We start from the raw sequence: 14,441 nt of genomic DNA on the forward strand, positions 1-14,441 counted from the left end.
CCCGGCCAAGCCTTCGCGCCGGAATGTGACGATGCCCGGGCACCGATGCAACCCTGACCTTCCAAGGGTGTTCACCGCCGGAACATATGCCCCCCGGTCCGAGTGGAAAGCGCCATGACCAGACCCTTCTCCAGCCGATCTCTCTCTCCCTTGGGTTGCGCCTGGTCCCTGCGGCGCCAACTGCCACTATAGTTCCCCACCTTCCTTGCAACCGGATGAGAGGCCAACGCCCGAGCCATGCCCGACACCCCAGGCAGCACCCCGAGCGAGCTGGCCGCCGAAGAGGCGCGCATCGGCGCGGAGCTGCTCGGGCTCGACAAAAGCACGGACCCCTTCGTTTCAGCCGTGCGTGCCACGCGCATGCCGATGATCATCACCAACCCGCGCCTGCCGGACAATCCGGTCGTCTTCGCCAACGATGCCTTCATCCGTCTCTCCGGCTACCGGCGCGACGAGATCCTCGGCCGCAACTGCCGTTTCCTGCAGGGCCCGGAGAGCGACCCGGGCACCGTCCGTCGCATCCATGACGCGATCGCGGCCCGCGAGCCGATCGAGATCGATATCCGCAACCACCGCAAGGACGGTTCCGCCTTCTGGAACCGCCTGCTGATCGCCCCGGTTCGCGACGCCGCCGGCGCGCTGGCGTATTTCTTCGCCAGTCAGCTCGACGTCACCCCCGAACGCGAGCGCATGGCCGGCCTCGAGAGCCACAACGCCGCGCTGCTGGCCGAGCTCAACGAGCGTCTCCGCTCGCTGGAAGAGGGCGAGGCCCGCCTCCGCTTCGCCACGGAGGCCGGCCGCCTCGGCGTCTGGGAACTCGATTTCCGCAGCGGCGCCTTCACCGCCTCGCCGATCTGCCGGGCCGACTTCGGCCTTGGCCCCAGGGCCCCCTTCACCTATGAGATCCTGCGCGCCGCCATCCACGCCGCCGACCGCCCGCGGCTCGAGACCGCCATCGCGGAAGGCCTCGGCACCGGCCGCGAATTCGGCCTCGAATGCCGCGTCCGCCGCCCAGACGGACGCCCCGGCTGGATCGAGCTGCGTGCCCGCTTCCTCCGCGATGAGGAGGGCCGCCCGCTACGCATGGCCGGTACCTCCCGCGACATCACTGCCCGCAAGCAGCAGCAGGCGCAGGACCGTGCCCTGCTCGAACTCGACGACCGCTTCCGCAGCCTCGACGACCCGGCCGCGCTCGCCTATGCCGCGGCCGAGATCCTCGGCCGTACCCTCGACGTCAGCCGCGCCGGCTACGGGCTGATCGACCTCGATTCGGAAACCATCTCCATCGACCGCGACTGGACCGCGCCCGGTATCGGCAGCTTCGCCGGCGTGCTGCGGTTCCGCGACTACGGCACCTATATCGAGGACCTCAAACGCGGCGAGACGGTGGTCCTCGCCGATGCCGCCGAGGACGCGCGCACCGCAGACCATACCGAGGCGCTGCGGGCAATGCAGGCCACCGCCCTCATCAACATTCCGCTCACCGAGCGCGACGGGCTTGTCGCGCTGCTCTACCTCACCAGTGCGACGCCGCGGCGGTGGCAGCCGGAGGAACTCGCCTTCGTCCGCGAGGTGGCACAACGCACGCGCCTCGCCGTCGCCCGCCGCCAAGCCGAGCAGGACCTGAAGGCGCTCGCCGAATCCCTCGAATCCCAGGTGAATGCCCGCACTGCGGCGCTGATGGAGGCCGAGGCGGCGCTGCGCCAGTCGCAGAAGATGGAGGCGGTCGGCCAGCTCACCGGCGGCCTCGCGCACGACTTCAACAACCTGCTCGCCGGCATCGCCGGAAGCCTGGAATTGATGAAGACCCGCATCGCCCAGGGAAGGTTGCAGGATGTCCCGCGCTACCTCACCGCCGCGCGCGGGGCCACCGACCGCGCCGCCTCGCTGACCCACCGCCTGCTCGCCTTCTCACGCCGCCAGACGCTGGAGCCGAAGCCGACCGACGCCAACCGCCTGGTCGCCGGGCTGGAGGAGCTCGTCCGCCGCACCGTTGGCCCGGCCATTGCCGTCGAGGTGGTGGGCGCCGCCGGGCTCTGGACCATCATGGTCGACCAGAGCCAGCTGGAGAACGCCGTCCTCAACCTCTGCATCAATGCCCGCGACGCAATGCCCGATGGCGGCCGCATCACCATCGAGACCGCCAACCGCTGGCTCGACGAGCGCGCGGCGGCCAGCCGCGACTTGCAGCCCGGCCAGTATGTGGCGATCAGCGTCAGCGACACCGGTACCGGCATGGCGCCCGACGTCATCGCCAAGGCCTTCGACCCCTTCTTCACCACCAAGCCGCTGGGCCAGGGCACCGGCCTCGGCCTTTCCATGATCTACGGCTTCGCCCGGCAATCCGGCGGCCAGGTCCGCATCTATTCGGAGGTGGGGCAGGGCACCCTCGTCGCGCTCTACCTGCCGCGCCACATCGGCGCCGCGGAGGAGGCGGAGCCGCCCTCCTTCGCCGGCACCCCGCCGCGCGCGGAACGCGGCGAGACGGTGCTGATCGTCGATGACGAGCCGACCGTGCGCATGCTGGTCGCCGATGTGCTGGGCGAGCTCGGCTACACCGCGATCGAGGCCGAGGACGGCGCCGCCGGCCTCCGCGTCCTGCGCTCGGACGCGCGGATCGACCTGCTCGTCACCGATGTCGGCCTGCCGGGCGGCATGAACGGCCGCCAGCTCGCCGATGCCGGCCGGGCACTGCGGCGCGGCCTCAAGGTGCTCTTCATCACCGGCTATGCCGAGAATGCCGCAATCGGCCATGGCCACCTGGAGCCGGGGATGCATGTCCTCACGAAGCCCTTCGCCATGGAGACGCTCGCCAGCCGCATTCGCGAGATGATCGCCTCGCGCTGACCCGCAAGCCCTGACTGGCGCGGCGCAGGCTGGTAGAACCGCGCCTCGACTCCCCAAGGGTGAAGCAAACCATGCCCCTTCGCATCGGCGTCCTCGGCACCGGCCATTTCGGCCGCTTCCACGCGCTGAAGCTCGCCGCGCGCGGGCTGCTCGCCGGGCTCTACGACGCCGACCCGGCCCGCGCCGCGCAGATCGCGGCCGAAACCGGCGCTCCTGCCCTCACCTCCGAAGCGCTGCTCGCGGCCTGCGACGCCGTCGTCATCGCCGTTCCCACCGCGCACCACCATGCGCTGGCGATGCAGGCCATCGCCGCCGGCCGCCATCTCTTCGTCGAGAAGCCGCTTGCCGCCACGCTGGAGCAGGGCAGGGAACTGGTCGCCGCCGCCCGCGCCGCCGGCCGCGTCCTCCAGGTCGGCCATATCGAGCGCTACTCGGCCGCCATCCGGACGCTGCGCGCCAGCGGCGCCGGGGCCGGCGGGATGAGCTTCGAGGCGACGCGGGTCGCTCCCTTCCGCCCTCGCAGCCTCGATGTCTCGGTGGTGCTGGACCTGATGATTCACGACCTCGACCTGGTCCTCAGCCTTGCCGCCTCGCCCCTTGCCGAGGTACAGGCGACCGGCGCCCGCATCATGTCCGGCCACCCGGATTTCGCCGTCGCTCACCTCCGCTTCGAGAGCGGGGCGCAGGCCACCATTACGGCGAGCCGGGTCAGCGTCGGCATGGAACGGCGCCTCCGCATCCTCGGCGGGCAGGGCGAGACTCGCATCGACTTCCTTGCCCGCAGCTTGGAGCGTCTTCACCCCGGCGGCGCCGAGGCGGTCGCCACCATGCCCGGCTGGGGCATCACCCGCGCCACCTGGACCGAGCACGACAGCCTTGAGGCCGAGCAGGCTGCCTTCCTCGCCAGCATCGAATCCGGCACCCCGGTCGAGGCAGGCGGCGAGGCAGGGCTGGCGGCGCTGGATGCTGCCTTGCGCGTGGAGGCCGCGATCGACTGCCGGGCCGCAGAGCCGGCCCGCATCGGCGCCTCAGGTCTTGACGGGAGCTGAAGCGGCTTGAGTCGCTTCCGCCGAATCTTCTCCGATCATCTCCAGCACCGCCGTCGCCGCCGCCTCGCTCGGCACGCCTTCCGGTGGCCGCAACCGCCCGAGCGCCTCGGCGAATCCCGCGCGCTGCGCCGCCGTCGTCCCGGGCTCGCGCAGCAGCCTCACCAGCCCCTCGGCCAGCAGCGCCGGGGCACAGCGTTCCTGGATGTATTCCGGCACCACCTCCCGCTCCGCCAGCAGGTTGACCAGCGAGGCATGCGGCACCTGGATCAGCCGCCGCACGATCGCGGCAGTGATCGGGTTGACCCGGTAGGCCACCACATGCGGCACGCCGCCCACCGCCGCTTCAAGGCTGGAGGTGCCCGATTTGATGAGCCCCGCCTCCGTCGCGGCGAAGGCATCGAATTTGTCCGAAGCCTCGCGGATCAGCACCGGCTGCGCCGGCCAACCCGCGCAACCCTCGCGCACCGCCCCTTCGACCCCGCCAGCCAGCGCCACCACCGGCCGCAGCCCTGGCACGGCCCCACCCGCCAGCCGCAGCGCCTCGCCGAAGATGCCGAGCAGCCGCCGCACCTCGGAGCGCCGGCTGCCCGGCATCACGACGACCACGCGCTCGCCTTCCGCGATGCCATGCGCCGCCCGGAAGCGCGCCGCATTCCCGCGATCGGCACCGCTCTCCAGCACCGGGTGCCCGACGAAGCGGACCGGGATGCCCGCCGCCTCGAAGAAGGGCGGCTCGAAGGGAAGGAGGGCGAGAATGCGGTCCACCTCCTCGGCGACCCGCCGCACCCGCCCCGGTCGCCAGGCCCAGACCTGCGGCGCCACGTAATGCAGCACCGGCACACCGCGCGCCTTGACCCGCCCGGCGAGCCGGAGGGTGAAGCTCGGTGCGTCGATGGTGACGAGCAGCGCCGGGCGCCGCGCCAGGACATCCGCCTCCGCCTCGGACATCCGCCGGGCGAGGCGGCGGAGGTTGGGGAGCACCTCCAACAGTCCCATCAATGAGAGCTCACGCATGGGAAAGAGACTTCGCACCCCCAGCTCCGCCATCCGCTCGCCGCCGATTCCGGCGAAGTCGAGGTCGGGCCGCCTCCGCCTGAGGGCGGCGATCAGCCGCGCGCCGAGGATGTCGCCCGAGGCCTCGCCGGCCGCCATGTAGATCAGTGTCATGCCTGCATCCGTTTGCCGGAGGACCTGCCCGGAGGCGTGAAGCGGCCGCGCCTCATGCCAGCACCGCGAGCGCAGGGGGCTCGACCGGCCCCTTCGGCCAGTCCCGGTGATTGAGCACCGCACCATCCCGCCGCACCCGCTCGATCGCGCCGGGGTCGAGCGTGCAGAAGACCCAGCCCGGCGCGTCCATCGCCCCGGCGGTCAGAACTCCGTCCACGGGGAAGCCCCGGTCCACTGGCCCATGCACGGAGGCCGCCCCGTGGTTCTCATCGAGCGCCGCCGACCAGGGCGCCAGCCCCACGGTTGGCGCCACGGCGACGATGCACTGGTTCTCCAACGCCCGCGCCTGGGCGGAGAAGCGAACGCGGTTGTAGCCATGCAGGCTGTCGGTGCAGGCGGGCACCAGCACCAGCCAGGCCCCGGCCTCCACCTGGGCCCGCACATGCTTCGGAAATTCGGCATCGTAGCAGATGGAAACCCCGATGGTGCCCCAGGGCGTGCCGAAGACCACCGGCCCCGCGCCGGCCGAGACGCCCCAGCTCTCCGCCTCGAAGCGCGTCATCATCCGCTTGTCCTGGAAAGCGAGCCGCCCGTCCGGCGCGATCAGCGGCGCCCGGTTCACCACCCGCCCGCCTGATTCCATCGGCAGGCTGCCCGGCACCAGCCAAACGCCGTGCCGCCGCGCGACGCCGCGCATCGCCTCCACCACCGCCGGCGCGATCCCGACCATGGCGCGCAGCTCCGCGGCGGCACCCGCCTCGCCGCCGACGATCTCCATCGGCGCGTATTCCGGCATCAGCAGCAGGTCCGCCCGCCCCTTGGCCTCGGCGACGAAGCCGTCGAGCCGGGCCGCATACCCGTCAATCCCCGCAGGGCGCCCCACGGGCCAGGCGAGGGTGCCGAGGCGGAGCGGCGTCACAGAGGGTCCTTCACCCAGAAGCCGAGGGCATGCGGCGTCTCCGCCGTGTCGCCATGCTCGCGCCAGTGGAAGACGCAGGAGAGGTCGGGCCGCGGCGCATAGCCGCGCCGCCGCCAGAACCCGTCGAGCGGCACATGGTCGCGCGGCCGCCGCGGGTCGTTGGCATTGCGCACCACGGCGCAAAAGGCCGTGGCCGTGAGGCCGACCCGTCGCGCATGCGCCTCCCGCGCTTCGAAGAAGCCGACGCCGATGCCCTGTCCACGGAAAGCCGGCAGCAACACGCTCTCGCCGAAATAGCAGAAGCGCGCGGAATCCAGCCCGCGTCGGCGGAAGGCCGCCTGCACGGTCGCATAGGACTCGCGCATGGGCTGGCAGGTCGCCATGCCGACCGGCTCCGCGCCATCCCAGGCGACGACGACCGCCGCGTCCCGGCCGGCGACGAGCGTTGCCAGATAACCTTCCTCCTGCGCGGCATCGCCATCGTAGAGGTAGGGCCATTCTGCGAAGACCGCGATGCGCAGCCGCGTCAGCGCCGGCAGCGCCGCCCGCGCGGCGGCGCCCTCCAGGGTCTCGAGCCTCATCCCGCCACCTCGCGCTCCCGCCGCGCGCTCTCGGCGAAGGCGCGGAGGCCGTTCTCCACCACCGCCCGGTCGAGGTCGCGCAGGATGAAGACGAGGCGCGAGCGCCGGTCATCCCCATCGGGCCAACGCTCCAGCATCACGGGCGGGTGGAAAAGACCCTGCACGCCGTGGATGGCGACCGGCCGTTCCTCGCCCTCGAGACTGAGGATGCCCTTGAGCCGCAGCACGCTCTCGCCCCGTGTCGTGGTCAGTACGTCGATCCAGGTGGCAAGCCCGTCCCAGGGCAGTGGCTCGTCGAAGGTGAGGCAGAAGGAATGGATGCGGGCATCGTGCCGGCTGACGTCGTGATGATGATGGTGGTGGTGATGGCCTGCGAAGGCTTCGGCATCCAGCCAGCGCCGCACATCGGGATGCTTCGTCGCCGGGTCGTAGAGGCCGCAATCGAGCAGCGCCTCAGCCGGCGCATTGGGCCGCAGCAGCGGCGCGCCAGGGTTCAGCGCGCGCAGCCTTGCCTCCAGCGCCGCCACGGCCTCCGGCGCTGCGAGGTCGGCCTTGCTGAGCACCAGCCGGTCGGCGACGGCGGCCTGCTTCACTGCCTCCATCTGCGCGTCAAGCGTCGCCATGCCGGCCACCGCATCGACCAGGGTGACGACACCGTCGAGCCGGTATCGGGCCGCCAGCATCGGCTCGGCCATCAAGGTCTGCAGGATGGGCGCCGGATCGGCGAGGCCCGTGGTCTCCACCACGACGCGGCGGATCTCGCGGCCCGTGAGGTCGCGCAGCGCCCGCACCAGATCGCCACGCACGGTGCAGCAGAGGCAGCCGGCATTGAGCAGCACGGTATCGCCGTCGAGCCGCTCGACGAGGAGGTGATCAAGGCCGATCTCGCCGAACTCGTTCACCAGCACAGCCGTCCCGGCCAACGCCGGGTCGCGCAGCAGGCGGTTGAGCAGCGTCGTCTTGCCGGCGCCGAGGAAGCCGGTGAGGACGGTAACGGGAATCGCGCTCATGCGCCGTACAGCGCCTCGGGGGAGACCTCGGGCCGGGTCAGCTCGGCCAGCACGCCCTCGCGCGGGGCGAAGTAGAAGCAGCTCCGCCGCCCGGTATGGCAGGCGACTCCGGTCTGGTCGACCAGCAGCAGCAGCGCGTCGCCGTCGCAATCGAGGCGGATGTCGACGAGCCGCTGCATCTGGCCCGATGTTTCCCCCTTGCGCCAGAGCGCGTTGCGCGAGCGGGAGAAGTAGCAGGCGCGGCCGGTCGCCAGCGTCTCCTCCACCGCCGCGCGGTTCATCCAGGCGAGCATCAGAACCTCGCCGGTGTCGTGCTGCTGGGCAATGGCGGGGACGAGGCCGCGCAGGTCGAAGCAGATGGAGTCCAGCAGGGGGAGGCCGGCTTCCGGCTCGGGGGTCTTCGGGGGGCTGCTCATTCCCCTATATAAGGGCAGGATGCCCGGATGGAGGAGCCCATGCCCGACACGCTGGAGGCGAGCCTCGACCGAGCCGCCTCTCTCTGCGCCCGGCGCGGGGCGCAACTCACCGAGCTGCGCCGGCAGGTGCTGCGGCTGGTGCTGGAAAGCGGCCAGCCGGTCGGCGCCTATGCGCTGCTCGACCGGCTGAAGGCGAGCCGCGCCGGCGCCGCGCCGCCGACCGTCTATCGTGCGCTCGACTTCCTGGTGGAGCAGGGGTTGATCCACAAGGTGGAGCGGCTCGGCGCCTTCATCGGCTGCGCCGAGGTGGAGGACCACCCGGAGGATTGCGGCTGCGGCGCCGCGCATGACCACCCGCACCAATTCCTCATCTGCGCGCGCTGCGGCGGGACGACGGAGATCAGCGACCCTGGCGTCGCCCTCGCCCTCAACCGCGCCGCGGCCGCGGCCGGCTTTGCCCTGGCGCGCAGCACGGTGGAGGCGGAGGGACTCTGCGCCGCCTGCCGGGACGCCGCCGGCTGATGCGGCGGCGCCTGCTCGCGGCCCTGCTTCTGCCCGCGACGGCCCTGGCCCAGGCAACACCCCGGCCGGGACCCGAAGCGCGCAAGGCGGAGCTTGACCGGGCCTTCGAGGCGCTGCGCACCGCACCGGACGAGGGCGGGGCGGCGCTGGTCGAGGGGCGCATCCGGGCACTTTGGACGCAGGGAGCCAGCCCCTCGGTGGTGCTGCTGCTCCGCCGTGGCGCCCGCAACCTGGAGGCCCGGCTATCGAACGAGGCGCTTGAGGATTGCGACGCCGCCATCACCTTGGCGCCCGATTTTGCCGAGGCATGGTTCCTCCGCGCCCAGGCCTACCTTGCTGCCGGCGACGGCGCGGCGGCCGCACGCGACCTGCAGGAGGTGCTGCGGCTGGAGCCGCGGCACTGGCCCGCACTGCTCACTCTCGCCACGGTCCAGGACGGGGCAGGGGATGCCCGCGGCGCGCTTCGCAGCCTGGCCGCCGCGCTCGCCATCAACCCGAAGATGCCAGGCGGAGCGGCACGGTTGCGCGAGCAGCGGCGGAAGGCCGAAGGCGAGGCCACTTAGGGGTGAAAGGGCATTCCATTGCTGCATGGCAGCAAGGCGGAATGATGGGTGGGCTGTCATCTTCTCGAAGTCTAGATTGCAAAAGAGCAATCTTTCCCGCCCGACCGGGTGGGCGGACGGATCGAGGACGAGCGGCCATGAACGAACTGATCTCCATGCTGCCCTGGGCTTTCGGCCTGGTGGCCGCGGCGGCTGCACTGACCCAGTTCCGCTGACCGTCAGCCCTCGATGAGGGCGCGGATCCGGCGGGCGAGGTTGCCTGCCTCGAAGGGTTTGGCGATCAGCGCCATCCCCGGCGCCAGGACTTCGCCCGACAGGCCGGCCGCATCGGCATAGCCGGTGACGAAGAGCACCTTCAGCCCGGGCCGCTGCTCCCGCGCCAGATCGGCGAGTTGCCGGCCGTTCATCCCGCCCGGCAGGCCGACATCGGTGACCATCAGGTCTAGCGGCCAGTCGCTGTGCAGCAGGCCCAGCGCCTCGTGCCCATCGGCCGCTTCCACCGCATGGTAGCCGAGGTCGTGCAGCACCTCGATCAGCACGCTCCGCACCACCGGCTCGTCCTCCACCACCAGCACGGTCTCCCCGGTGCGGGCCGATGGTGCGCCAGCAAGGTCTGGGAGCGGGCCGGCCCGCATGGCGCGGGCGGCGCCGGCATGGCGGGGCAGGCATAGCCGCACCGTGGTGCCCTCGCCCGGCGCCGTGCGGATACCGACTGTGCCGCCCGACTGGCGGACGAAGCCGTAGATCATCGACAGGCCGAGCCCGGTGCCCTGGCCGGTCGGCTTGGTGGTGAAGAATGGGTCGAAGGCGCGGGCCGCGACCGCTGGCGGCATGCCGATGCCGGTATCGCCGACGGTGATGGCGACGTAGTCGCCGGGCGCCGTCTCCTCGCCCGTGCCCAGCCGGGCCTCGGCGGCGGCGATGGTGAGCCGTCCACCGCCCGGCATGGCGTCCCGCGCATTGATGACTAGGTTAAGGATGGCATTCTCGAGCTGGTTGGGGTCGCAGAGCGTTGCCGGCAGGCCGGGCGCGATCTCGATCGACAGGGTGATGGCCTCACCCAGGGTTCGCCGCAGCAACTCCTCCATGGAGCGGATCAGGGCGGCGACGTCGACGGGGCGCGGGTCGAGCGGCTGGCGGCGCGCGAAGGCGAGCAGCCGCTGGGTCAGCGCCGCCGCCCGCTCGGCCGATTCAGTGGCGGCGGCGATGTAGCGGCCGGTCTCAGCGATGCGGCCCTCGGTGACGCGCTTCTTCAGCAGGGCGAGGGAGCCGATGATGCCGGTCAGCAGGTTGTTGAAGTCATGCGCGATGCCGCCGGTGAGCTGGCCGACGGCTTCCATCTTCTGCGCCTGGCGCAACTGCTCCTCGGCCGCGGCCAGCGCGGCGGCGGCTTCCTTCTCGGCGGTGACGTCGCGGCCGACGGCATGGATCTGCCCTTCAGCCGGCACCGCGGTCCAGGAGATCCAGTGCCAGCCGCCATCGGCATGGCGGTAGCGGTTCTCGAAGCGGAGCGTGGCGAGGCCACCGGCCAGGCTGTCCATCTGGCCGAGGGTCGACGCCCGGTCCTCCGGGTGGATGAGGTCGAGGAAGCGGGTGCCGAGCAGGGCAGCGGCATCACGGCCGAGCAGCCGTGCCCAGGCTGGATTGACCGAGGTGATGGTGCCGTCGAACCGGGCCACCAGCATCAGGTCCTGGGAGAGGCGCCACATCCGGTCGCGCTCGCGCGTACGCTCCCCGACCCGGGCCTCGAGCTCGGCATTCAGGGCGCGGAGCGCCGCCTCGGCCTGGCGCTGGTCCTCGATGTCGATGTTCATGCCGACCCAGGATTGCAGTCGCCCCTCGTCATCGAGTAGCGGCACGCCCCGGGCGAAGGTCCATCGCCAGCCGCCGTCGCGGTGGCGCAGGCGGTATTCCACCTCATAGGGACGCAGGTTGGCGACGCTCTCACGCCACCGGGCCGCCGCCTGATCACGGTCATCGGGATGGACGACCTGGAGCCAGCCGGAGCCGACCCATTCCGCCTCGCTCTGGCCGGTGAAGGCGCGCCAGGAGGCGGAATCATCCCGCACGGAGCCCTTGGCATCGGTCGTCCAGACAATCTGGGCGGAGGCTTCGATCAAGGCGCGGAAGCGGGCCTCGCTCGCCGCCACCGCGGCGGCGGCCTGCTGGCGCTCGGAGATGTCGATCACCGAGCCGATGAAGCCCAGATACTCGCCCCTCTCCCCGAAGCGGGGCGCCGCCGTGTCGAGCACCCAGGCGAGGCTGCCATCGGCCCGGCGCAGCCGGTAATCCGCCTGGAAGGGCTGCCGCACGGCATTGGCCTTGCGGAAGCTGGCCTCGACGCGCGGCCGGTCTTCGGGATGAGAAGCCTCGAGCCAGCCGAATCCCTCACCGGTACCGGGAGCCTGGCCGGTGAATTCGTACCAGCGGCTGTTGAGGTAGCTGCAATGGCCGTCCGGCTCGGTGGTCCAGATCATCACCGGCGCATGGTCGGCCATGGTGCGGAAGCGCGCCTCGCTCTCGCGCAGCGCCGCCTCGGCTGCGGCGCGCCGGCGATCGGCGAGAATCTGTCCGGTGGTCTCGGTGCAGGCGCAGAACATGCCGGCGATGGCCCCGTCCTCGTCGCGGACCGGGCTGTAGGAGAAGGTGTACCAGGTGTCCTCCGGGTAGCCATGCCGCTCCATGACGAGATGCATGTCCTCGGCCCAGGTGGCCTCGCCGGCCAGCGCCCGGTCGACCAGCGGTCGGATGTCCGGCCAGATCTCGGCCCAGATCTCTTGGAAGGGCCGGCCCATGGCGCGCGGATGCTTGGCGCCGAGGATCGGCTCGTAGCCGTCGTTGTATAGAAAGCCGAGCTGCGGCCCCCAGGCGACGAACATCGGGAAGCGCGAGGCAAGCATCAGCCCGACCACGGTGCGCAACGAGGCAGGCCACCCCTCCGGCGGGCCGAGCGGGGACTGTGACCAGTCGATGCTGCGCATCAGGGCGCCCGTGCGCCCGCCTCCCGCAAGGAAGGCGGGCGGCGCAGGCGCCATGGTCTCGGGATAGTCAGTCAGTACAGCCTCGCAAGACGAAAGCAGCCACCGGGCAGACGCGCCCGGCAGCATCTGAATTCAATTCGTTACGAAAGCTCAAACCGCACTAACCCAGCCTATCACATGCCGAGGGCGCGCTTGTAGAGGTCGAGCAGCGTCTCCTGCTCCTCCACCTCGGCCGGCTCCTTCTTTCGCAACGAGATCAGCTGGCGGACCACCTTCACGTCGAAGCCGGCCGACTTGGCCTCGGCGTAGATGTCCTTGATGTCGTTGGCGAGCGCCTTGCGCTCCTCCTCCAGGCGCTCGATGCGTTCGATAATCGAACGCAGCCGGTCCACGGCGATGCCGCCCACTTCCGGGTCCGGATCGGCTTCCTGGCGGGCGCGGCTGGCGCGGGCTTCGTCCTCGAAATCGATGTCGCTCATCTGCTGCCTAGCTCCAGGGCGGGCGGCGCTCCTAGACCATGATTGCCGCCAAAGGAAGCGAAAACCACGGCCTAGGTCGTTGTTTTATCGCGTGATTCATGCCGCGGGCCGATCCAGCCGCTGCGTTCACGCTCCTACCGCGCCCGCGGCCCGGCAGCAACGACGATCAGCCATGCCCCGGGTTGGAGGCGGCGAACTGCGCCTTCTGTGCCGCGGTGGCCTCGACCTGATGCTTCGCCTGCCACTCCTTGTAGGGCATCCCGTAGATAATTTCCCGCGCCTCGGGGTCGGCCAGGGGGATGCCCTTCTCCTCAGCGGCCGCGCGGTACCACTTGCTGAGGCAGTTCCGGCAGAAGCCCGCGAGGTTCATCAGGTCGATGTTCTGCACGTCGGTCCGCTCGCGGAGATGCTCCACCAGGCGGCGGAAGGCGGCGGCTTCGAGTTCGGTGCGGGTGGCGGGGTCGATATCGGGCATGGGGCTCTCCCTCTCGGTCAGGGCCCTAAATGGTTCATACTGGCGCCGAGGCAAAGGGGAGGGGTGAAAGCATGGCGTCTGGCTTCGACGATGCAGGGGCGCGGGCGGCACTGCACCGGGTGTTCCAGGCCGCGCTTGCGGCGGCCGACCCGCTGACGGCGCTGCCGGCGCATCTGCCGGAGGCACCGCGGGGCCGCTGCATCGTCATCGGCGTCGGCAAGGCGGCGGCGAAGATGGCGCTTGCGGTGGAGCGCGCCTGGCCGGACCGGGCGCTCTCGGGCCTCATCATCACGACCCATGGCGCCGATGTGCCCGACCCGCCGCCCGGACGGCGCATCGCGGTACGCTTCGGCAGCCATCCGGTGCCGGATGCGGCAGGCGCCGCGGCGGCGGCGGAGATGCTTGGCCTGCTGCAGGGGCTCTCGGCCGAGGATCTGGTGCTGTTCCTGGTCTCGGGCGGTGGCTCCTCGCTGTCGACCCTGCCGGCGGTCGGGCTCTCCCTCGACGATCTTATGGCGGTCAACCGCGAGCTGCTGCGCTCCGGCGCGCCCATCCAGGAAATGAATTGCATCCGCAAGCACCTCTCCGCCTTCTCCGGCGGGCGGGTGGCGGCGGCGGCGCATCCGGCGCGGGTGGTGACGCTCGCGATCTCCGACGTGCCGGGAGACGATCCCGCGGTGATTGCCTCCGGGCCGACCGTGCCCGACCCCACGAGCTTTGCCGAGGCACGGGCGCTGGTCGCGCATTACGGGATGCGGCTACCGCCAGCGGTGGTGCGCCACCTGGAGGAGGCGCTGGAGGAGAGCCCGGAGCCGGGTGACCCACGCCTTGCGGGGGCGGAGCTCAGGATGATCGCCACGCCGCTGATGGCGCTCCGGGCCATGGCACGGGAGGCGGAGGCGCTGGGCCTCGCGCCGCTGATCCTCGGCGATGCGCTGGAGGGAGAGGCCGCCCAGCTCGGCAAGGTGCTGGCCGGCATCGCCCGCAGCAGCGCCTCGCATGGGCTGCCGGTCGGGCGGCCGGCGCTGATCCTCTCGGGTGGGGAGACGACGGTGACGCTGCCGCCAGGCGCCTCCGGGCGGGGTGGACGGAGCATGGAAGGGCTGCTCGGCCTGGCACTGGCGCTGGGGGGACTTCCCGGCGTTTGGGCGCTGATGGCCGATACGGACGGCATCGACGGCAGGTCCGAGGCGGCGGGGGCGATTGCGGCGCCGGATACGCTGGCGCGGGCGCGGGCGGCAGGGCTCGACCCGCGGGCGATGCTGGCGGAGCATGACAGCTATGGGGTCTTCGCCGCGATTGGGGACCTCGTTGTCACCGGGCCGACGCTGACCAATGTGAACGATGTCCGGGCGGTCCTTGTAACTTAATCCAGGCTTCAAATTTAAGCCGGCAGGGGTCATGGGCGGGGCAACTTAAAATCCCTAAGCTG

The 14,441-nt window shown here is 71.2% G+C and carries 13 protein-coding genes; 5 read left to right on the plus strand and 8 right to left on the minus strand.

The window, feature by feature from the left end:
• The first annotated feature begins 237 nt into the window (after nucleotides 1-237).
• Together JMJ56_RS04640 and JMJ56_RS04645 are read left to right on the plus strand one after the other, a co-directional pair.
• Nucleotides 238-2,847 (plus strand): PAS domain-containing protein, encoded by a 2,610-nt coding sequence (locus tag JMJ56_RS04640; RefSeq protein ID WP_202830409.1) that lies wholly within the window; start codon nucleotides 238-240, stop codon nucleotides 2,845-2,847.
• Between the two features lie 71 nt (nucleotides 2,848-2,918).
• Entirely contained in the window at nucleotides 2,919-3,896 is a 978-nt protein-coding gene (locus tag JMJ56_RS04645; protein ID WP_202830410.1) for a Gfo/Idh/MocA family protein, read from the plus strand.
• Here JMJ56_RS04645 and lpxB read toward each other — a convergent pair.
• The 5 genes from lpxB to hisI are packed head-to-tail and all read right to left on the minus strand — an operon-like array spanning nucleotide 3,876 to nucleotide 7,989.
• Nucleotides 3,876-5,063 carry a lipid-A-disaccharide synthase gene (lpxB, locus tag JMJ56_RS04650; RefSeq protein ID WP_202830411.1) on the minus strand — a complete coding sequence of 396 codons (1,188 nt, stop codon included), beginning with the start codon at nucleotides 5,061-5,063 and terminating at the stop codon, nucleotides 3,876-3,878. The two genes, JMJ56_RS04645 and lpxB, sit on opposite strands and share 21 nt — an antisense overlap.
• Nucleotides 5,064-5,115: 52 nt before the next feature.
• Nucleotides 5,116-5,982 (minus strand): carbon-nitrogen hydrolase family protein, encoded by an 867-nt coding sequence (locus tag JMJ56_RS04655; protein ID WP_202830412.1) that lies wholly within the window; start codon nucleotides 5,980-5,982, stop codon nucleotides 5,116-5,118.
• Nucleotides 5,979-6,563 (minus strand): GNAT family N-acetyltransferase, encoded by a 585-nt coding sequence (locus JMJ56_RS04660; RefSeq protein WP_202830413.1) that lies wholly within the window; start codon nucleotides 6,561-6,563, stop codon nucleotides 5,979-5,981. The genes JMJ56_RS04655 and JMJ56_RS04660 overlap by 4 nt, the downstream gene beginning before the upstream one ends.
• Complete coding sequence (locus JMJ56_RS04665) at nucleotides 6,560-7,573, minus strand: CobW family GTP-binding protein (RefSeq protein ID WP_202830414.1); 1,014 nt, start codon at nucleotides 7,571-7,573, stop codon at nucleotides 6,560-6,562. Before JMJ56_RS04665 ends, JMJ56_RS04660 begins: the two co-directional genes overlap by 4 nt.
• Nucleotides 7,570-7,989: a phosphoribosyl-AMP cyclohydrolase gene (gene hisI / locus JMJ56_RS04670; RefSeq protein WP_202830415.1), complete on the minus strand. Its 420-nt coding sequence runs from the start codon at nucleotides 7,987-7,989 to the stop codon at nucleotides 7,570-7,572. Before hisI ends, JMJ56_RS04665 begins: the two co-directional genes overlap by 4 nt.
• Nucleotides 7,990-8,016: 27 nt before the next feature.
• Between hisI and JMJ56_RS04675 the strand changes: the two genes are divergently transcribed.
• Nucleotides 8,017-8,511, plus strand: coding sequence for a Fur family transcriptional regulator (locus tag JMJ56_RS04675; protein ID WP_236037408.1), 495 nt, complete (start codon nucleotides 8,017-8,019; stop codon nucleotides 8,509-8,511).
• Nucleotides 8,511-9,074 (plus strand): tetratricopeptide repeat protein, encoded by a 564-nt coding sequence (locus JMJ56_RS04680; RefSeq protein ID WP_202830416.1) that lies wholly within the window; start codon nucleotides 8,511-8,513, stop codon nucleotides 9,072-9,074. The genes JMJ56_RS04675 and JMJ56_RS04680 overlap by 1 nt, the downstream gene beginning before the upstream one ends.
• Before the next feature lie 218 nt (nucleotides 9,075-9,292).
• On the opposite strand, the gene JMJ56_RS04685 is transcribed toward JMJ56_RS04680, so the two are convergent.
• The 3 genes from JMJ56_RS04685 to JMJ56_RS04695 all read right to left on the minus strand — a co-directional run bounded on the left by JMJ56_RS04685 (nucleotide 9,293) and on the right by JMJ56_RS04695 (nucleotide 13,009).
• Entirely contained in the window at nucleotides 9,293-12,055 is a 2,763-nt protein-coding gene (locus tag JMJ56_RS04685; protein WP_202830417.1) for a PAS domain-containing hybrid sensor histidine kinase/response regulator, read from the minus strand.
• Nucleotides 12,056-12,228: 173 nt separating this feature from the next.
• Nucleotides 12,229-12,534 carry a DUF2312 domain-containing protein gene (locus JMJ56_RS04690; RefSeq protein ID WP_202830418.1) on the minus strand — a complete coding sequence of 102 codons (306 nt, stop codon included), beginning with the start codon at nucleotides 12,532-12,534 and terminating at the stop codon, nucleotides 12,229-12,231.
• Nucleotides 12,535-12,700: 166 nt separating this feature from the next.
• Nucleotides 12,701-13,009, minus strand: coding sequence for a DUF1244 domain-containing protein (locus JMJ56_RS04695; protein WP_043334853.1), 309 nt, complete (start codon nucleotides 13,007-13,009; stop codon nucleotides 12,701-12,703).
• A gap of 71 nt (nucleotides 13,010-13,080) precedes the next feature.
• Here JMJ56_RS04695 and JMJ56_RS04700 point away from each other — a divergent pair, with 71 nt between their 5' ends.
• A complete protein-coding gene (locus JMJ56_RS04700; protein ID WP_202830419.1) occupies nucleotides 13,081-14,379 on the plus strand; it encodes a glycerate kinase type-2 family protein in 1,299 nt (432 codons plus the stop codon).
• The last annotated feature ends 62 nt before the right edge of the window (nucleotides 14,380-14,441 follow it).

It is taken from the genome of Belnapia arida (genome assembly GCF_016773205.1).
Lineage (GTDB): Bacteria > Pseudomonadota > Alphaproteobacteria > Acetobacterales > Acetobacteraceae > Belnapia > Belnapia arida.